Below are 16,440 nucleotides of genomic sequence, written 5' to 3'. Positions count from 1 at the left end.
GCTATTGCGCCGATTGTTGTGGCGCCCCGCTCTTCTCCGCCCGTTTGACGAGATTGCGCATCGTCGCGCAAACGAGGCGGACACGAGATTCGTAGTCCTGCGGATCACCCGCCTTCAGAGACTGATACTGAAGCAGGATAGGCTGCGCCCGTTGCCAGCCGTAGTCCCAGTCCGTGTCGAAGTTGGCCGGGCTGGCAAGCGAGCGTTTCAGATCCGCCTTGTAATGCGCGATCTGCTCAGGCGTGTAGCCGCACAGGTCACGCCCAAGATGGGCTCCACGGCCGGCCGACTGGACCTGGTCGGACATTGCGTCGTCATCGGCATACACGCTCACCGCGCATAGACAGCATGCAGCCAGACACAATACGATGATGCCGGAACGCGATTTGCTCATCGACTCCTCCTTCAGCAATGCTCCTTCGCCGGATGCGGGAAGCCCTCAATCAGAACCGATAACCCGCGCCTGCAAAAATCACATCGGTATCGCGGTCATAGCGTGTCACCACGCGGTTCCATTCGAGCCGCGTGTCCCAATGACGGGTAAAACGATAAGACCCGGCAATTGTCACCAGACCCGAAACTTTGCCCGCGCCGGGCCCCGGCGATTCGCTGTTCTCGTTCTCATTGATCGCATAGTACGCCCCGGCGCCCACGGCGAGCGTCACCTTGTCGTTCAGGAACGCACGGGTCGCCCATAACTGGCTGGTGATGCCGTCCCGGCGCGCCAGCTTGCTGCTGCCTTCGTGCAGATAGCCCACCGTCACATCGAGATATTTGGCAAGGCCGCGCCGGTATTCGATGGCGCCGCCCAGCGCCGAAGGCGAGCTTGTGGAGTTGACGATGGTCTTGCCCAGATACACCGCCACCTCGTTGTTGGTCACATTCGTCGTGCTGCTGGCTGCCCAGTCACGCGGACCTGGGGTATCCGGCGCGTCGAGTTGATAGCCCACGCCGAACATCACACTGGTCGCATTCGGTCCGCGCTGTACATGGACGCGATTGAGCTGCAGTTGTGTCACCCAGCGGCTCGATGCGTAGTACGCGGCGCGAACGCTGTAGACCACGCCCCAGCCGTGCGTGTCGGAATAGCTTCCGCCCTGCTCGGCGGTGGTTGTGTCGAAGTAGCGGTACGGGCCCAGGCCTGCCTGCAGAACAAACTTAGGATTACCGACCGGAATTCTCCCCCATAGCTGAATCATCTGGCCGTCGCGATGGTGGTCCGGGATATGCCCTTCGTTGAGCCACGTAAAGCTGCCGGCAAAGTATTGACCCAGGCCTTCCTGATAGTTGAAGGCCCAGCTATAAGTATTGGTGCTGCCCGCCCGGGACCCACCGCCAAATAGCGAAAACTCTTGCGCGTCGGCCGCCGGAGCGGCAAGCAGGCCGCTTGCGACCAAGGCCACGCCAAGCACGGCGTTGCGAACCGAACCAGCCGGAAAACGCTCCGCGCCGCACGTCGCTGTAACCGTTGCTGTAACCGTCGCTGGCACGGCTGTCGCGGCCTCTACGGCATCCTCTGCGCTTGCAGCGGCAGCTCGCGCATGCCGGTACACCTCCTGCCGCACCTCGTGCGCAAACTTCTGCTTCTCCGCCAGCCTGAGCTTGCGGGTACGATCCGCACCGAGCACGGCGTAATAGCGCTCGGCGTGCAAGCGCTTGAAACGCGCGTAGAAGTCGGGGCCTGGCAGACCGGAATCCGTACTCAGAAGCGCTGCGTAATCGGCCAGTTGCGGTTCGCAGATTGACGAAGCGGCGTTTTCCAGCAAGGCATAGCGCCGGCTTAACGTGAGGTTCGGTGGAAACAGCGCGTGGAACGCACCGTACGGAACGAGTTTCCTGCGCCGCGCCGCTCGCAACAGCAATTGCACGATCCGCGCTTCGAGTTCGACTTCCATATCCAGTCCAAGTCAGTAGCGGTGAGCAAGTACGATCTCGTGCAACGCGCGGCCTGGACCTGGCCGCTGCGCTGCTGGCACGCTCCCGTCTACCCTTCCTGCGAAGGCCGGTGATTTAGCGTCCGAACCCGCCGCGGGCGCTCAGGACCTCGGACCCTCCGCACGCCGCCCGCGGTCCTGCTTACCTGGGCGCGGTGACCACCACGTATTGCACCGTCGGGCCGATATATTGAGGCTGATACCAGGTCGGCCCGCACTGCTGATACACCACGCCGTTGACCATGACGCTCGCGCAGCTCGGCGGCAAAGCCGCGACGGTCGTGCCGACCACGACTGCGGTCGTCACACCGACGGCCACCCCGACCGCCACCGGATCGACGTACCAGTCGTCGTCGTGGTGATGGTGGTCGTCATCGTGGTGATCATCGCCGCCGTCGTGGTGATCATCGCCACCGTCATGGTGATCGTCGCCACCGTTGTGATGATCATCGCCACCGTTGTGGTGATCATCGCCACCGTTGTGATGATCATCGCCACCGTTATGGTCGTTGCCACCACCGTTGTGATCGCTTCCGCCATTGTGGTCACTGCCACCACCGTTGTGGGAGCCTCCGCCGTTACTGCCACCGCCGCCGTGCGAGTTCTGGCCGCCTCCGCCGCCATTGCCGCCGCCGTGCGAGTTTTGCCCACCGCCTCCGTTCGACGGCTGCCCGCCGCCATGCGACGGTTGACCACCGCCATGGGAAGAACCCACGCCCTGTGCTCCGCCGGGCCCACCAGGCCCGCCGCCGTGATAGCCGCCCCCGCCGCCCTGGAAGCCGCCGCCGTGAATACTGGTGCGTGCCCCACCGCGAATGCCGAAGGCATAGGTGGTGGCCGAAGTCGCCGACAACACGGCAGCGAGCGCAATACCGGTCAATCGCATCAGTGGTTTCATTGCGCGCCTCCCTGTTGATCGTCGTCCGGGGCTGCGGGCAGCCGCAGCGGTATCTGCCTCGCGCCGGGACCAGGATGGAAGGCGAAGGTTGCCGCGTCGAAAGTGGGATCCACCGTCCATTGATAGTTGACCGCGTGCTGCGGCCGGGACGGCTGCGTCGTATCCGTGACGACGAAGCGGCACGGCAGCGGCCGCGGACCGTTCTGGATCCAGAGCTCCCAGTCGAGGCCCGGCTGCTGATACGCATAGTGGTTGCACCACTTGCCCTCGACCTTGTCGAGCCCGATAAAGAGCGCGCTAGTGAGCGCCTTCTCGTCGTCCGATTGCTCGCCCCAATAAAACAGGTCGATCAACGGAAGCTGGACGCCGTACTTCTCGTCAGCGTCCGCAATCAACTGGCGCAGGGTGGGCGGCGCCGGCACCTTGCTGTAGTAATGATGCGTGTCGTTGAACAGCACGAAACTCTGGCCGTCATACACCAGGCCTTTCGGCGCACGGCTGCCGGTGACCACCACCTTCACCTTGTTCGGACGCTGCACCCACATCTCCGTGCGGTGCAGAAAGCCGACGTTCTGGCCGGTGGTCAGCACGGCGTCCGTCACGCTGTCCGCCTCGATGCGAAAGCTCCTCAGGCTGCGCAGATAGCTCCCGAGCTTGTTCAGGGCATCTACGGCTTGAGGTTGCATCTCCGCTTGCCCTTGCTGCTGGGCTTGCGGTTGCGCTGGCTCGTCGCTGCCGGAACCAGGGGCTTGTGCCAGCGCGACCGACGCGCCGGCCATCGCGGCCAGCACGGAGCCCACCACAACGACGCGCCTCACCCGCAAGGCGCTAGCGCCGCCATGACACGAAATGAACAGTTTCACTATGCTCTCCTAAATCACTCAAACGTTGCCCGACTGCCCGTGCGACTGCGTTGCGTTGTCTCATGCCCCTCGATGCGAAGGCAATAACCGTCCCACACGTAAATTTCTCTACGTGAAATTCGAAAACCCGTCTTCTGAACGACGGGATAACAACTAGCGGAGTATTACGAGACGGAAAATTCTAAAAACCAATATAGAAAGGTTTAACGCGATGCTGCATCAACGCAACTGAATGCTGCAATGCAGAGCGATACAACGTTCCTCTCAAAGACGTGGCAGGCACACGACGAGCCGCGTGCGGCTTGAATTTGCTGTAATCATCTGACCGTTGAAGGTGTTAGGGGATGCTAGCAAACGTTTTGGGGAACATCAAGCGCCGGCAGGGGAAATTGTGAATTGCGAAACGATCGACCCGATTGTCTCAATAAAATGCACGGGCGATGCCATTCGATTCAATCTCATAGAGGAAAGGAATTAAATCGCAAACCCAATTATTTTTATTTCGCTGCTACACATCCAATACGAAATCCTTTATTAGTAGCGTTATCGGGCAAGCCTCACTGCGGTTTTTTTCGCCCAGGTGCCGGCGCCCGTCCCCGAGAGGAACGAAGGCACGCCTGAGCGGCGCGCCCCCGCCGATTGCCCCGAACTTTAAAGGACGGTCAATCTCATGCCCTCCCGAACTCAAGAGCTGCCGACTGTTGCACGGCGCATGAACGCGGGCCAGATGCTGATGGCAGGCTCGTCGGTCAGCGCGGTGGCCGAAGCGCTGCATCTGTCCACCGCAACAGTCAAACGCTACAAGGCCGTTCTGGAAGACGGCGGACTCGACGCGCTAAAGAGGATGAGTGTGGGGGGCCGCTCCTCCGCACTCGACGCGGCGGCGCTGGAATGGGTCGCGGCCGCCTTGCGCGGCTCGGCGCGCGAACACGGCTTTTCCAGCGATGCATGGACCAATGTGCGCCTGCGCGAATTGATCGAGGCGAAGTTTGGGGTTCAGTATTCGCGGGTCTATGCGTGGCAGATCGCCACCAATCTGGGCCTTGGCCATCGGCTTTCGAAATCGAGCCGCTGAGCCGGTAAAACGCCGTCGACCGCCAGGAGGCCCGATCTGTGCTACGGAAAAACAAACGCGGCCGGAACCCCAGGCCGCGCTTGCGTCCGGCGCAGCCTTTAAGGCCAACGCCGGTGACTGCCATCCATCTATCTTCAGCCTCTCCTTACGAACGCCAGACTTCTTTTAACCGGCCAAACTCGGCAGGTCTTGTATAGGACCGGTACAGTTCCCCGACCGTGCCAAAAGCGAGTGCGGGCTTGAGCGTTGCACCAGGCAGTGCCTGGGTAATCCAGTCGTAGGCATTCATATCGCGCTGCTCGGCATGCACGGCGTCGGTCAGCGCGATTAGCGCCTTGTCGGCCGAGTGACTTCCGAGATCCACAAAGCAACTCTCGAACGGGTGTTTCGCTGCAATCATGAGGCGTAAATCGGGGGCTCGGTTGCTCACATCAATCTCCTACGCGGGTTATCCCCCTCCCATGTATCAGATCGATGTGACAACGCGTCGAATCGTCTGCGGGAATTCGCCGCTGTTGTATGCAGACGCCACGCCCGCAGGCGCGATGGGGCACGTGCGGCTCAGACGCTTCGGTGCATTCGCGCTGAACCCGTACCAAGCATGCGCAGCCACCGGCTTATTGATCCAGATAATTCGACGCAAACACCATCGCCGATTTTACGGCTGGCCAAGCCCGCAGAAAGGTTTCCGAATCGACATTCAAGGCAACCGAAACCGCGTGTTTCGTGCGCCGAATACGATGCATATCGCATAAAAATCCCTCCCACTCGCTGCGCATACTGGTTACTTTAACAAAGCTCTAACCACCTGAACCAGCCGATAATCCGGCGCCGCGATTGCCATATGCCATCTGATGATTTTCCATCGAATCATTAAAAATCAAAAAATTTAATCACCCAGGCATCAAGCACATATAAAATCGCGACTCAAAAATCGGCAAGCGCGTGAGTTTTAAGCAAAATGAATAAAAGAAAGCATCCGATCCGGCGAATCTCTAGCGGAAAATCGGCAGCGAAGGCCATGTTGTTGCCGCCCACGTTACAGTCATTTCGCGCCCAGTCGTTGCGCAGCCATCTCGCACTGGAAGCATTACGCGCCGGATCGGGAAACGGCCACCTGCTCAGTGAACTGATTCAAGTGCTGTATCTTGCGTGGTATCTGCAGGAAGCAGGCTTCGGCGCAGCCGATTCTGTGCTCTACGCCCATGCGGAGCAGGCGCTCGAACGCAGCGCTGCGCGAGGTAAGACCAACGACACCTGGGTGTTGGACAACGACGAAGCGCTCGCGCTGCAACGCTTGCTGGCGCTGCACGACGAGCAGCTTCTCCAGACCCCGGTCAACGCGATACGGGAAGTGCACAAGCGCCTCGCCCGCTTTGCGCAGAGCGAGCGATCCGCGCCATGGCCCAGACTTGCGGACGCGGAATAAACCACGCAAAAAAAATGGCCCCGCCATCTTTCGATAACGGGGCCTAGTCCCATGTCAAGGAGTAGTCATGGAGGAGACAGCCCGATCATAGCGGCGTCTCCTGCCCCTTTCCAACCAACAGTTTTCGCTTTGCTTATCGAGCGCCGTGTCAGGTGCAATACACGCCGGCCCTGCATGGATAACCCTTCCGGCGTATATCGTTAGAACGAAAAGTCGCTTCGTGCTGCTACTATCGGTCACTAATATGGCGGTAGAACCAGTTTGCCCGGGCAAGCCCGCGCGCAGCCCCGCGCCACGCCCCGGCAGCCGCTACCGAAGGAGCATTTCGTTGACCAGTTTGGATAATCATCGCCGGCCGCTCGTTATCGGCATTGGCGGCACGACGCGTGCGGCGTCCTCGACCGAGCGTGCCCTCGGTTTCGCCCTGCGCGGCGCGGAAGCCGCCGGCGCCCGCACCCGCCTGTTCGGCGGCACCTTTTTGCATAGCCTGCCGCACTACGCCCCGGAAGATCCGCAACGCACCGACGCACAACTCGAGCTGATCGAAGCCGTGCGCCAGGCGGACGCGCTGATCATCGCCACGCCGGGTTATCACGGCGGCGTCTCCGGTCTCGTGAAGAACGCGCTCGACACGCTGGAAGAACTGCGTGCCGACGAGCGCCCTTACCTGGACGGCCGCGCGGTTGGCTGTATCGTCACAGCCTACGGCTGGCAAGCTGCCGGTTCGGTGCTGATCTCGCTGCGCTCGATCGTGCACGCCTTGCGCGGCTGGCCCACCCCGTTTGGCGCCGGCATCAACACGCTCGAGACGCGCTTCGAATCCCTAGATAGCTGTTCCGACCCGAAGGTCGCCGCCCAGCTCGCCACAGTCGGCCAGCAGGCCGCGCAGTTCGCCCTCGCGTTCAACACGCACCTCACGCCTACCCATCTGTCCGCCACGCCGGAAGGCCGCACCGCCAAGGTGCTGACGCTCGCGAGCTAAGAGCCGCCTCGTCACGCTCATGCGTTGAATCGAACAGTCACCGCGCCTCGCCACACGGCGAGGCGCGGCGTTGCGTTGCGTGGTCCAAACAACAGACATACAGCGCAGCACGCAGGATAGTGAACCTGACGCATCCGGGGCCGCTTCAGCCGAATCCGCGAAGACCGTTCCAGGTCCGCCGTGATTTGCTTGCGACGAATGATTGGTTCACTCGCGAGGCCGCCCGGCCTACGCTTGTCCCTGCCCGCCCGCCATCCAGCCGGCACCATGCGTCGGGTTCCTTTCGCAACGCATGCGAACACGTTCATCGCAATCACTATGAATCGACAACCTATCCAGTACAAGGGCTATCAGGTCGCCCCGGTCGCACAACAGCTGCCTAACGGGCTGTTTGCCGCCAACCTGACCATCGGCAAGACCGCTCCGGATGCGAGCCGGACGCACTCGTTCGATGCGCTCGACTATTTCTTCGACGAAGAGCATGCCGTCGCCTACGCGTTCCGTTGGGGACGCATGTGGATCGACAGCCACCAGTAACGGCACATCCCGTCCATGCGCGAGGCCCCAGTTCAGCGGGGCGCGATCGACCTCGGAACAAGCCCGTCCGGCGCACGAGCCGGCAACGCGCTTTAAAAGGCTGTGACAGAATAGGTAGCGCGTGTGGCGACTGCTACGCTACGCGCTGCGCGCTAACAAGGCGCGCCACCTGACTGCGCACCCGAGGAGATCTCCCGCATGACATGGACCGTCGACGAACAGTTGGCCCTGACGGCATCGGAAGCCGTGGTTGCGATCCAGACCGGCCGGCTGAAAGCCACGGACTACGTCGCCACTTTGCTCGCGCGCGCCGCGGCGCTGGCCACGCTTAACGCTCTCACGGCCCTCAATATGGAAGGCGCGCTTGCCGACGCCCAACGGATCGACGCCATGACGCCAGAAGCGCGCGCGGCACTGCCGCTCGCCGGCCTGCCGATCGTCGTCAAGGACAACATCAATACGCGCGGCCTGCTCACCTCGGCGGCCACGCCCGCGCTAGAAAACTTCGTGCCGCGCGACAACGCCCCCACGGTGCAGCGCCTGCTCGACGCCGGAGCGATCGTGCTCGGCAAGGCCAACATGCACGAACTGGCGTTCGGCATTACCAGCACGAACCTCGCCACGCACGCAGGGACGGTGCGCAATCCGTACGACCCTGGACTGATTCCGGGCGGCTCGTCGGGCGGCACCGCCGCCGCGATTGCCGCGCGCATCGTGCCGGCCGGACTCGGCACCGACACCGGCGGATCGATCCGCATTCCCGCCGCCTTGACCGGTACGGCCGGCCTGCGTCCCTCAGTCGGCGACGGCGGCGCCGAGCGGCGCTATCACGATCCCAACGCCGTGGTGCCGATCAGCCATACCCGCGACACGGTCGGACCGATGGCACGCAGCGTCGCCGATCTCGCCTTGCTCGACAGCGTCGTGACCGGTACCGGGCCCTTGCCCCAGGTGAGCCTGAACGGCGTGCGCGTGGGTCTGCCCGCGCCGCTGTGGGACGATCTGGAGTACGCCCTGGAAGACGTCGTGCGCGACGCGCTGACCCGGCTCCAGGCCGCTGGCGTGACGCTCGTGCCGGTGGAGATGAGCGGCCTGCTCGATCTGACCGCCAAGGTCGGCTCGACCGCCATTCACGAGGCCCATGAAGACGTGCCCGCATGGCTCGCCGCCAACCATGCGCCGGTCAGGACGATCGCGGAGCTTGCGGGGCGCATTGCCAGCCCAGACGTGCGCAGCATCTACGACGCGATCCTCGCCGACCCTTACGCCAGCCAGTACCAGACTGCGCTGACCGTCTGGCGGCCGCAGCTTCAGCAACTGTACGCGCAGACCTTCGCAGCCAACCGGCTCGATGCGCTGCTGTTCCCCACCACGCGTCTTGCCGCCGTGCCGATCGACGATCTGGCCTGCTCATCGGCGGTCACGATCAACGGCGGTGCGCCGATCGACGAAATGAGCGCCTTCCTGCGCAACACCGACCCGGCCAGCAACGCCGGCATTCCCGGCCTCTCGCTACCGGCCGGCATGACGGCCGAAGGCTTGCCGGTCGGACTCGAACTGGACGGCCCGCTCGGCAGCGACCGGCGGCTTCTTGCGATAGGCGTAGCGTTCGAGCAGTTGCTCGGCACACTGCCGGCGCCGACGCTATGAGGGGCGCGCACAAGGCTTCATCGGCCCAAAGCAGGCCTGGCAACTGGTTCGTCATCGGCAGGACCGCCGCTCTCGTAGCGGTCGCAGTCGTGGCGAGCAGTTGCGCGCAGATTGCCGCCGCCGATCCGGATGCGTTGTGGAAAATCGTCGGCGGACAATGCGTGCCCGAGGCGCGCGCCAGCGGCCGGCCGGGTCAGTGCACCAGCGTCAACCTGGCCGGGCACTACGCGATTCTGAAAGATATCAGCGGCCGCAGTCAGCATCTGTTGATTCCGACCGAGCGCGTCACCGGCATCGAAAGTCCGAGCCTGCTCGACGCCAACGCGCCCGACTACTGGGCCGACGGCTGGAGTTCGCGCAATGTGGTGGAAGCGTCGCTCAAGCAGCCGCTCAAGTCGGATCAGTTCGGACTGGAAATCAATTCTGAATTCCGCCGTTCACAGCAGCAACTGCATATCCATATGGACTGCATGCGCAGCGATATCATCAATGCGCTTGCTGCCTACCGCCAGGTGCCGGTTGGCCAATGGCAGTGGGAAACGATCGACGACGTGCGCTACCGGATCATGCGGGTCACCAGCCTGTCGCAGGACAATGACCCGTTTCGGATCGTCGCTCGTGACCATCCGGATGCTCAGGCCATGGCCACACAGACCATTCTTGTGACGGGCGCCGGGCCGTCTGCCGACCAGGACGGCTGGCTGGTGCTCAATAGCGGCATGGATGTGCAGGACGGCACCGGCACTGCGGAAGGCCTGCTCGATCACGCCTGCCGGCTCGCCGACGCCCATTAGGGCCCGTTCGCGCTTATCACGGGCCCTCGCGCTTATTCCGCCTCGCTGGCACCGCCCTCCACGGCAAGACTTACCAGCCAGCGGCGAATCACGCTTTCCTCGTCCGCGCTGAAGCCCGCGAGCATCTGCTGCTCGATGGTCTTCACGCGCGAGCGGCACTGCTTGAGCAGCGCCTTGCCATCATCCGTAACATCGATATGCTGGATCCTGCCATGTACAGCATGAGGCCGACGGGCGATCAAACCGCTGCGCAGCAGATTGGCAACGATCACGCTGACCGTCTGCGGCGTGAGCATGGCAAGGCGCGCGAGGTCCGCGTTGGAGAGACCCGGATAGGCAACCAGCATGGTCAGCACCATGAATTGCGGCGGCGTCACGCCCAGGTCGGCCAGCGCCCGTTCCATGCGCAGCCGGTGCGCCGCCCCCGCCTGGCGCAGCAGATAGGCAATATGGCCCTCCTCCCCGCGTTTGCCCTCGCCGATACGAGGGATGTCTTGCCGCTTCGCTACTACAGAAGTCTTGCTCATGATTACCAGAACTCGAATATTTAACGTTCGTGCTCTGATATTAACCGCTAAGGGCGCCCCGGGCCAGCCTGCGCGCCGCCCTGCGCCTGGCTAAGCGAGATTCGGTAGAAGCTTTGCGCAACAAATTGGTTCATCGTCGGCATGGCTGCCCGTAGGATCGGCTTTAACGCGTCTGATGGCGCCTTTATGCCCCTTTCTGCCGATGGCGTTCTACCTCGACGACACGCAACGCAAAACCCTGGTCCGGCTGAGCGCAAGTTGGACATGGCGCACCGAATGGCCCACCTGGGCGCTGATCGTCACGATTTACGGCAGTTGGTTCGGCGTGGCGTACCACGCACGCAGCCTCGGCTTGCCGCTCACCACCGCGCTGCTGGCGCTATTGAGCACGTGGTACATGTCGTTGCAACACGAGTTGCTGCACGGCCATCCGACCCGCTCGCGCTTCTTCAACGGCTTGCTCGGTTTCGCGCCCCTCGCGGTGTGGTTTCCATATGGCATCTATCGCGATTTGCATCTGCGGCATCACGACGATGTCCACCTGACCCGTCCCGAACACGACCCGGAAAGTTACTTTGTGTCGGCAGAAGTGTGGCAACGAGCCGGCACTGCGACCCGTATCCTGCTGCGCTTTCGCAATACGTTCGTCGGCCGGCTGTTGGCCGGACCGGCCTTTGCGATTGCCGCGACTGCCAGTGATGCCGTGCGCAAGGTCGGGCGCGGCGATTGGCGCGACGTGCCACTGTGGCTCGCACACGGCGCGTCGGTAGGCGCTCTCGCGTGGTGGCTGCAAACGGTCTGCGCCATCCCGGCCTGGCTGTTTGTACTGGGTGTCGGCTATACCGCACTGTCGTTGAGTTCGATCCGCTCGTTTCAAGAGCATCGGGCAGCGGAAGCCGTCGAGCACCGTACGGTGCTGAACGAAACCGGCACGTTCTGGCGCCTGCTGTTCCTGAACAATAACTATCATGCGGTACACCATGATCTGCCGCATGTGCCATGGTTCGCACTCCGTAACGTCTATGAAACGTCCCGCCAGCAATACGTAGAACGCTCAGGAGGCTTTCTCGTAAGCGGTTATAGCGAATGGGTGAGGCGTTACGCGTTCGCCTCGGTTGCGCATCCGGTTTATGGGGATCTATCCGGCTCGGTCCAGAGTAATCCGCGTGCTTCCGGCATTTTTGCGGGTAAATCGTGGGTAAAATTCATGATAGTTGTCCGTCGAGGAGAGCTCCGTGAAGCTGACCTACCCGCTACTGCTGAACGCCAAACCGCAGGACAAGCCCTATAAGATCCGCGACCGCGACTCCATGTATCTGCGGGTGTCTGTCTCGGGTTCGAAGCTATGCAAATTTGACTATCGGCTAGATGGCAAGGATTGCAGCTATACCCTTGGGCGATTCCCTGATCTGTCCGTTGAAGCGGGTCAACTTCACTCGGGGAAGTACTGAAGCGCTTTGCGCGCAGCGACTACCAGCTCTCCACGAAGTTCACGCCGCAGGCCGCGGGAACCGGGGACGAGCCGGTGGCGGCCATGCTGGAGCAGAGCCTGGTCCGTCTCGGCACTGACTACGTCGACCTCTACTGGATTCACAATCCAGCGGATGTCGCGCGGTGGACTCCGCACCTGATCCCATTACTGAAGAGCGGCAAGGTCAAACATGTCGGCGTCTCGAATCACAACCTGAGCGAAATCGAGCTCGCCAACCAGCTTCTCGGAGAAGCCGGGTTTCGGGTCGAAGCCATCCAGAACCACTATAGCCTCCTCTACCGCAGCTCTGAGCAGAGCCGGCATCCTGGACTACTGCCGCGACCACGGCATCCCATTCTTCGCTTATATGGTGCTTGAACACGGCGCCCTGAGCGGCAGGTACAGTCCGGAGAACCCGCTGCCGGAAGGCAGCAACCGGGCGGAGACCTATAATGGCATGCTGCCCCAGCTGAAGGCGCTGACCGACAAGCTTGCCTTGATCGGTCGGAAGCGGCGAGGTGCAGAAGCTCCTGATGTCGCGACGGCTTGGGCTATCGCCAAGGGACGACGCCGATCATCGGCGTTACCAAGCCCCATCATGTCGATGGTCTGGTCCGAGCCAGCAGCATCACGCTCACCGCAGACGAAATCTCAGAGCTGGAAACTCTCGCCGACGCCGCTAACGTGAACACCCGCGGCTGGTGGGAACACCCGATGTAAGTTTGCGGCTTCGCTGTGCTGCGTCCCACGTTTCGTCATCCTCTCGGTACCCGGGGACGTGACGGCATCCCCCGATCTATCAATTGGAATCAGGTCAAACACGTCCGGGCGAGCATTGACCAGCGTTCGTTCTGCGGCAGGCCCGATCACACGGTGTTGTTGCTGCTGCCTACATACGGGTTGCGGGCCTGCGAAGTTGCCTCTGCGAATGGACATTCGCCAAAGATGGGACGCTCTCCACAGGATGACCGGTGGCAATTTCATCCAACCGGGAACGTTGAACCGGATCACCCCTCGGGGCCGGCCAACCTTTGGACACTCACCTCCGCCAGCGCCTCGAATATAGCCGGCGTGCGCTCCAGGCGGGCGATCGTCCGCGCGCCTTCGAGGGCGGCCACCAGTGCGGCCGCGGTAGAGGACGCGCGCGCGGGAGCGAAACCGCATCCCCTGAAATGCTCCGCAATAATCTCGGTCGACTCAACAAACCCGCGCGCTACCCGTTTGGTCAGTTCAGCGTCGAGCGCGAGCAGCTCATTCGCCAGATTTTGCATCAGACATTCATACTGGAAATCAGATGCGACCATTTCGGCCGCGAATGTGCTGAATGATTGGGGCACCTATTCGGCGCCGGGCGCGCCCGATCTTATGAGGACAAAGGCGGTGACGAGAATAGAAAGTATCGAACTGATCGACGGCGCCGGCTATTGGATCCAGCAGGAACAGCCGGGGCGACTCAGCGAACTCCTGCTCGCCTTCATCAAGGACGTGGGTGGGGTGGATCACACCGGCTGTTAGGTCGGGCAATGCCTGTCGTCCGGTCTTGATAAAATTGCCCGGCTTTCAGATCACCGTCCCGTCAGGTCCGTCACATTCAGTGAAGCGCCTGGGTTGGGTGGTCCAGATCTGGTCAGCTTCCGGCTTCGCTGCGCACGATTGGAGGGTGACGCACGCCCCCGTTGTTCAATAGCCTCCCGATGAATGCGCTCACCGAGCAACAGTGAAGCTCACCCTTCCAATCAAGGAAACGAACGGATGCGCTTCAGAACCGGCAAAGGAGCATTTGCATGCTTTATGAACTGACGACCCTTTCGTGCCCTCTTCTGGAGCAGGAGACCGTATCTGACGGCGCACGCCGCTGGGTGGCGGACACTGACGCGGCTGGCACGCTCCTTGGTTCATGGCGAACGGAAATTGGCGAGCTCGCGCGAATCATCGTCTTGCGCAAATTCGAGACTGTGCACGAACTCCAGCACGAACGTGAACGCGCTTATATGGCCGGGCAGCCGTTTCATATAATGAACCCGCACATCCGGCTAGACATGGAAAGCTATGCGCTGTTTCCTTTTTTGCCCGAGGTTCAACCAGCAACGTTCGGCAAGTTTTACGAACTTCGCCGCTACTGGCTGAAACCTGGTGGCATCGCGCCGACCATTGCGGCCTGGGAGCAGGCCATCGCACCGGCCAAAGCTTACACATCGCATCTGGTCGCAAACATGTACGCGCTCGACGGCCCGCCTCGCATCACCCACATCTGGGGATTCTCAAGCCTGGAAGAGCGCATGAACCTGCGAGCACAGCACTATGCCGCAGGACTATGGCCGCCTGACGGCGGCCCCCAACAAATCGAGAAGGCGACCTCAGCGATTTGCCTGCCTGAAGCGTGGTCGCCGATGTGCTGAGGTCAATGAGAGCAATGTGTAGATCCTGAGCACGTCGCTCAGCGACTATGGATAGGTGGGAGCCGCATGCTGCGGAACCAGCACCGACTATTGGAACGGGACGATAATGACGACGTCAGAAAATCCAGCGATCGCCCTCATTGGGCCGGGGGCCATCGGCACGACCGTGGCGGCTGCCCTTCATGAGGTCGGACGCACACCGACCATTTTCGGCCGCTCAGCGCACGAACACCTCGAGCTGCGCTTCGACGGCGGTCATATCGTGGTACCTGGACCTGTGCAAACCAATCCGGCCGAGGTCGAAGGGACGTTCGACCTGGTTTTTGTCGCGGTGAAGTCAACACAGGTGGACGCGGCAGCGCCGTGGCTTTCTGCATTGTGCGGGAACAGGACTGTTGTCTGCGTATTGCAAAACGGCGTTGAACAGAAAACGCTCTTAGCGCCTTACGTGCCCGACAGCCCAGTCTTGCCTTCGGTGGTATGGTTCCCTGCCCAACGCGAGCCTGACGCCTCGGTCTGGCTACGGGGCAAGGCGCGCGTTACATTGCCAGACACGCCAGAGAGCAGCGTCGTTCTTGCGGCGTTGAGAGACACGCGATGTTCGGTCGACGTAGTGGCCGATTTCACATCCGTCGCGTGGCGCAAACTTTTGCAGAACGCGGTTGCCGGTTTAATGGTTCTCGCGGGTCGTCGCGCGGGCATGTATTCCCGCGCCGACGTTGCCGGGCTGGCTCTAGCCTATTTGCAGGAATGTCTTGAGGTTGCTCGGGCGGAGGGTGCGACGCTGGGCGACGAGGTCCCGCAAGAGATCGTCGATGCATTCCAGAGCTATCCGGCCGACCTCGGCACTTCGATACTCGCCGACCGGCAGGCTGGCCGCCCGCTTGAATGGGACAGCCGAAACGGGGTCGTGCAGCGTTGTGCTCGATCTCACGGAATTCCTACGCCGATTAGCGATCTGGTCGTGCCACTTCTGGCAGCCGCGAGCGACGGCCCGGGCTAAGATTTCCCGTCGACCTGATTTCGATCTATCGTGCCGCAACTCGCCGTTCTGTCAGCCGCTGCGTGCATGTTGTATGAAAGCAGTTCGGCGCGTTTCTTTGCACCGTCGCCCGTAAAAATCACGCGCGGCTCGTTCGCCCCGAGACCGAACAGCAGGCCTGGCCGGATGCCCCTTCTCCACCAGTTCCTTCAACTTGCGCGACATCCACTGCACGTTGTACAGGATCACCATGTTCGCGACGAGGTGGTTGTACCTGGTCGAGCCGCTCCTCCGTGATGTGTTTCAGGTTCAGCCAGGCGACCTGCTTGCGAGTGAGCCCTTTCACCGAGCGCGCCGTCTGGCTCAGCCCCAGATTGCAGCCGTAGCAGAAGAGCGTCGTGATGAAACGCTTGCGCGGATCGTCGATCTTCGCGTCAAACCCGGATAGCAGTCCAAACAGTTTATGCAGGTCGAGCCACTGTTCGGTTTCGGTTCCGTGCCAGGCAACTGCGGCAATTGTTTCAGGACGCACGCAGCACGATTCCCCGGTCCGGGTTCGCACCAGGCAGGCTCGCGACGACTCCCGTTCCTCCGAGCCCGCGAGATACCGTATAGCCCAGTTTTTCGAGTTCGCGCGCGACGACGTCTGCCGTCCCGTGCTCTTCAAATCGCAATTCGGGATGAGCGTGAAGATCGCGTCGCAGCCTCGTCCAATGGACGTGATGCTCGGTCAGCGATGTCTCGGTGATTACAGTCGTTTCCAATTTTGGCACCATTAGAAAGCGAACAGCTTTATATTCACAGCGTCGGGCGTAACAATGTCATCAATCGTAGAATCCGAGGATTGACTTCACCTCCATGTACTCTTCCATCCCTTCGATTCCATACTCTCTACCATT

General features: G+C 61.7%; 21 protein-coding genes and 3 pseudogenes. 15 read left to right on the top strand and 9 right to left on the bottom strand.

Going from position 1 to position 16,440, the window contains the following annotated elements; genetic code table 11:
* Nucleotide 1 precedes the first annotated feature (1 nt).
* From BLQ92_RS38490 to BLQ92_RS38470, 4 genes are all read right to left on the bottom strand, one after another.
* Nucleotides 2-394 carry a hypothetical protein gene (locus tag BLQ92_RS38490; RefSeq protein WP_090695970.1) on the bottom strand — a complete coding sequence of 131 codons (393 nt, stop codon included), beginning with the start codon at nucleotides 392-394 and terminating at the stop codon, nucleotides 2-4.
* Nucleotides 395-443: 49 nt separating this feature from the next.
* Nucleotides 444-1,412 (bottom strand): hypothetical protein, encoded by a 969-nt coding sequence (locus tag BLQ92_RS38485; protein ID WP_090695982.1) that lies wholly within the window; start codon nucleotides 1,410-1,412, stop codon nucleotides 444-446.
* Between the two features lie 664 nt (nucleotides 1,413-2,076).
* The gene (locus BLQ92_RS40370) at nucleotides 2,077-2,832 is read right to left on the bottom strand and encodes a hypothetical protein (protein ID WP_175772665.1); all 756 of its coding nucleotides are present in this window, start codon (nucleotides 2,830-2,832) and stop codon (nucleotides 2,077-2,079) included.
* Nucleotides 2,829-3,695 (bottom strand): DUF2092 domain-containing protein, encoded by an 867-nt coding sequence (locus BLQ92_RS38470; RefSeq protein WP_090695968.1) that lies wholly within the window; start codon nucleotides 3,693-3,695, stop codon nucleotides 2,829-2,831. The genes BLQ92_RS40370 and BLQ92_RS38470 overlap by 4 nt, the downstream gene beginning before the upstream one ends.
* 670 nt (nucleotides 3,696-4,365) lie before the next feature.
* Between BLQ92_RS38470 and BLQ92_RS38465 the strand changes: the two genes are divergently transcribed.
* Nucleotides 4,366-4,770 carry a helix-turn-helix domain-containing protein gene (locus tag BLQ92_RS38465; protein WP_090695967.1) on the top strand — a complete coding sequence of 135 codons (405 nt, stop codon included), beginning with the start codon at nucleotides 4,366-4,368 and terminating at the stop codon, nucleotides 4,768-4,770.
* A 145-nt stretch (nucleotides 4,771-4,915) separates the two neighbouring features.
* On the opposite strand, the gene BLQ92_RS38460 is transcribed toward BLQ92_RS38465, so the two are convergent.
* Nucleotides 4,916-5,200, bottom strand: a complete 285-nt coding sequence (locus tag BLQ92_RS38460; protein ID WP_244106341.1) for a hypothetical protein — start codon at nucleotides 5,198-5,200, stop codon at nucleotides 4,916-4,918.
* A gap of 31 nt (nucleotides 5,201-5,231) precedes the next feature.
* Here BLQ92_RS38460 and BLQ92_RS38455 point away from each other — a divergent pair, with 31 nt between their 5' ends.
* The 6 genes from BLQ92_RS38455 (at nucleotide 5,232) to BLQ92_RS38430 (ending at nucleotide 10,162) form a co-directional block, all read left to right on the top strand.
* Nucleotides 5,232-5,525, top strand: coding sequence for a hypothetical protein (locus BLQ92_RS38455; RefSeq protein WP_090695965.1), 294 nt, complete (start codon nucleotides 5,232-5,234; stop codon nucleotides 5,523-5,525).
* A 266-nt stretch (nucleotides 5,526-5,791) separates the two neighbouring features.
* Nucleotides 5,792-6,199, top strand: a complete 408-nt coding sequence (locus tag BLQ92_RS38450) for a hypothetical protein (RefSeq protein ID WP_244896717.1) — start codon at nucleotides 5,792-5,794, stop codon at nucleotides 6,197-6,199.
* Nucleotides 6,200-6,527: 328 nt separating this feature from the next.
* Entirely contained in the window at nucleotides 6,528-7,181 is a 654-nt protein-coding gene (locus BLQ92_RS38445) for an NADPH-dependent FMN reductase (protein ID WP_244106340.1), read from the top strand.
* 318 nt (nucleotides 7,182-7,499) lie between these two features.
* Entirely contained in the window at nucleotides 7,500-7,718 is a 219-nt protein-coding gene (locus BLQ92_RS38440; RefSeq protein ID WP_090695981.1) for an HlyU family transcriptional regulator, read from the top strand.
* A gap of 198 nt (nucleotides 7,719-7,916) precedes the next feature.
* Nucleotides 7,917-9,368 (top strand): indoleacetamide hydrolase, encoded by a 1,452-nt coding sequence (iaaH, locus tag BLQ92_RS38435; protein ID WP_090695962.1) that lies wholly within the window; start codon nucleotides 7,917-7,919, stop codon nucleotides 9,366-9,368.
* Nucleotides 9,365-10,162 carry a CDP-diacylglycerol diphosphatase gene (locus BLQ92_RS38430; RefSeq protein WP_090695961.1) on the top strand — a complete coding sequence of 266 codons (798 nt, stop codon included), beginning with the start codon at nucleotides 9,365-9,367 and terminating at the stop codon, nucleotides 10,160-10,162. The genes iaaH and BLQ92_RS38430 overlap by 4 nt, the downstream gene beginning before the upstream one ends.
* A gap of 32 nt (nucleotides 10,163-10,194) precedes the next feature.
* On the opposite strand, the gene BLQ92_RS38425 is transcribed toward BLQ92_RS38430, so the two are convergent.
* Entirely contained in the window at nucleotides 10,195-10,689 is a 495-nt protein-coding gene (locus BLQ92_RS38425) for a MarR family winged helix-turn-helix transcriptional regulator (RefSeq protein ID WP_090695960.1), read from the bottom strand.
* Between the two features lie 202 nt (nucleotides 10,690-10,891).
* On the opposite strand from BLQ92_RS38425, the gene BLQ92_RS38420 reads away from it, so the two are divergent.
* From BLQ92_RS38420 to BLQ92_RS41020, 5 genes and pseudogenes are all read left to right on the top strand, one after another.
* Entirely contained in the window at nucleotides 10,892-11,980 is a 1,089-nt protein-coding gene (locus tag BLQ92_RS38420; RefSeq protein WP_090695959.1) for a fatty acid desaturase, read from the top strand.
* A 19-nt stretch (nucleotides 11,981-11,999) separates the two neighbouring features.
* Entirely contained in the window at nucleotides 12,000-12,140 is a 141-nt protein-coding gene (locus BLQ92_RS41555; RefSeq protein WP_425194948.1) for an Arm DNA-binding domain-containing protein, read from the top strand.
* Nucleotides 12,137-12,538 (top strand): aldo/keto reductase, encoded by a 402-nt coding sequence (locus tag BLQ92_RS41030; RefSeq protein ID WP_244106347.1) that lies wholly within the window; start codon nucleotides 12,137-12,139, stop codon nucleotides 12,536-12,538. Before BLQ92_RS41555 ends, BLQ92_RS41030 begins: the two co-directional genes overlap by 4 nt.
* Nucleotides 12,528-12,689 (top strand): annotated as a pseudogene (locus BLQ92_RS41025) (aldo/keto reductase); the annotation flags it as partial. The gene BLQ92_RS41030 and the pseudogene BLQ92_RS41025, both read left to right, overlap by 11 nt.
* Nucleotides 12,690-12,706: 17 nt before the next feature.
* On the top strand, nucleotides 12,707-12,880 hold the full coding sequence (locus BLQ92_RS41020; RefSeq protein WP_244106349.1) for a hypothetical protein: 174 nt from the start codon (nucleotides 12,707-12,709) through the stop codon (nucleotides 12,878-12,880).
* Nucleotides 12,881-13,167: 287 nt separating this feature from the next.
* Here the strand turns inward: BLQ92_RS41020 and BLQ92_RS38410 are convergent, their stop codons facing one another.
* Nucleotides 13,168-13,464: an LmrA/YxaF family transcription factor gene (locus BLQ92_RS38410; protein ID WP_482051960.1), complete on the bottom strand. Its 297-nt coding sequence runs from the start codon at nucleotides 13,462-13,464 to the stop codon at nucleotides 13,168-13,170.
* A gap of 76 nt (nucleotides 13,465-13,540) precedes the next feature.
* On the opposite strand from BLQ92_RS38410, the gene BLQ92_RS41210 reads away from it, so the two are divergent.
* The 3 genes from BLQ92_RS41210 to BLQ92_RS38395 all read left to right on the top strand — a co-directional run bounded on the left by BLQ92_RS41210 (nucleotide 13,541) and on the right by BLQ92_RS38395 (nucleotide 15,562).
* Nucleotides 13,541-13,675: a hypothetical protein gene (locus BLQ92_RS41210; RefSeq protein WP_279607941.1), complete on the top strand. Its 135-nt coding sequence runs from the start codon at nucleotides 13,541-13,543 to the stop codon at nucleotides 13,673-13,675.
* 269 nt (nucleotides 13,676-13,944) lie between these two features.
* Nucleotides 13,945-14,559, top strand: coding sequence for an NIPSNAP family protein (locus BLQ92_RS38400; protein ID WP_090695958.1), 615 nt, complete (start codon nucleotides 13,945-13,947; stop codon nucleotides 14,557-14,559).
* Nucleotides 14,560-14,665: 106 nt separating this feature from the next.
* Complete coding sequence (locus BLQ92_RS38395) at nucleotides 14,666-15,562, top strand: oxidoreductase (RefSeq protein ID WP_090695957.1); 897 nt, start codon at nucleotides 14,666-14,668, stop codon at nucleotides 15,560-15,562.
* Nucleotides 15,563-15,815: 253 nt separating this feature from the next.
* Here BLQ92_RS38395 and BLQ92_RS38390 read toward each other — a convergent pair.
* Nucleotides 15,816-16,034: pseudogene (locus BLQ92_RS38390) on the bottom strand (Tn3 family transposase); the annotation flags it as partial.
* A 34-nt stretch (nucleotides 16,035-16,068) separates the two neighbouring features.
* A pseudogene (locus BLQ92_RS38385) lies at nucleotides 16,069-16,317 on the bottom strand (amidohydrolase); the annotation flags it as partial.
* Nucleotides 16,318-16,440 lie beyond the last annotated feature (123 nt).

Source organism: Paraburkholderia phenazinium (genome assembly GCF_900100735.1).
Classification (GTDB): Bacteria; Pseudomonadota; Gammaproteobacteria; order Burkholderiales; family Burkholderiaceae; genus Paraburkholderia; species Paraburkholderia phenazinia.
This window is presented reverse-complemented; position numbering and strand designations above follow the sequence as displayed.

Excerpts from the sequence above, each read along its gene's own strand:
- BLQ92_RS38395 (WP_090695957.1), top strand. The coding sequence starts at position 14,666 with ATGACGACGTCAGAAAATCCAGCGATCGCCCTCATTGGGCCGGGGGCC.
- BLQ92_RS38410 (WP_482051960.1), bottom strand. The coding sequence starts at position 13,464 with ATGGTCGCATCTGATTTCCAGTATGAATGTCTGATGCAAAATCTGGCG.
- BLQ92_RS40370 (WP_175772665.1), bottom strand. The coding sequence starts at position 2,832 with ATGAAACCACTGATGCGATTGACCGGTATTGCGCTCGCTGCCGTGTTG.
- BLQ92_RS38425 (WP_090695960.1), bottom strand. The coding sequence starts at position 10,689 with ATGAGCAAGACTTCTGTAGTAGCGAAGCGGCAAGACATCCCTCGTATC.
- BLQ92_RS38465 (WP_090695967.1), top strand. The coding sequence starts at position 4,366 with ATGCCCTCCCGAACTCAAGAGCTGCCGACTGTTGCACGGCGCATGAAC.
- BLQ92_RS38440 (WP_090695981.1), top strand. The coding sequence starts at position 7,500 with ATGAATCGACAACCTATCCAGTACAAGGGCTATCAGGTCGCCCCGGTC.
- BLQ92_RS38420 (WP_090695959.1), top strand. The coding sequence starts at position 10,892 with ATGGCGTTCTACCTCGACGACACGCAACGCAAAACCCTGGTCCGGCTG.
- BLQ92_RS38400 (WP_090695958.1), top strand. The coding sequence starts at position 13,945 with ATGCTTTATGAACTGACGACCCTTTCGTGCCCTCTTCTGGAGCAGGAG.
- iaaH (WP_090695962.1), top strand. The coding sequence starts at position 7,917 with ATGACATGGACCGTCGACGAACAGTTGGCCCTGACGGCATCGGAAGCC.
- BLQ92_RS38490 (WP_090695970.1), bottom strand. The coding sequence starts at position 394 with ATGAGCAAATCGCGTTCCGGCATCATCGTATTGTGTCTGGCTGCATGC.
- BLQ92_RS41555 (WP_425194948.1), top strand. The coding sequence starts at position 12,000 with ATGTATCTGCGGGTGTCTGTCTCGGGTTCGAAGCTATGCAAATTTGAC.
- BLQ92_RS38430 (WP_090695961.1), top strand. The coding sequence starts at position 9,365 with ATGAGGGGCGCGCACAAGGCTTCATCGGCCCAAAGCAGGCCTGGCAAC.
- BLQ92_RS38455 (WP_090695965.1), top strand. The coding sequence starts at position 5,232 with ATGTATCAGATCGATGTGACAACGCGTCGAATCGTCTGCGGGAATTCG.
- BLQ92_RS38450 (WP_244896717.1), top strand. The coding sequence starts at position 5,792 with ATGTTGTTGCCGCCCACGTTACAGTCATTTCGCGCCCAGTCGTTGCGC.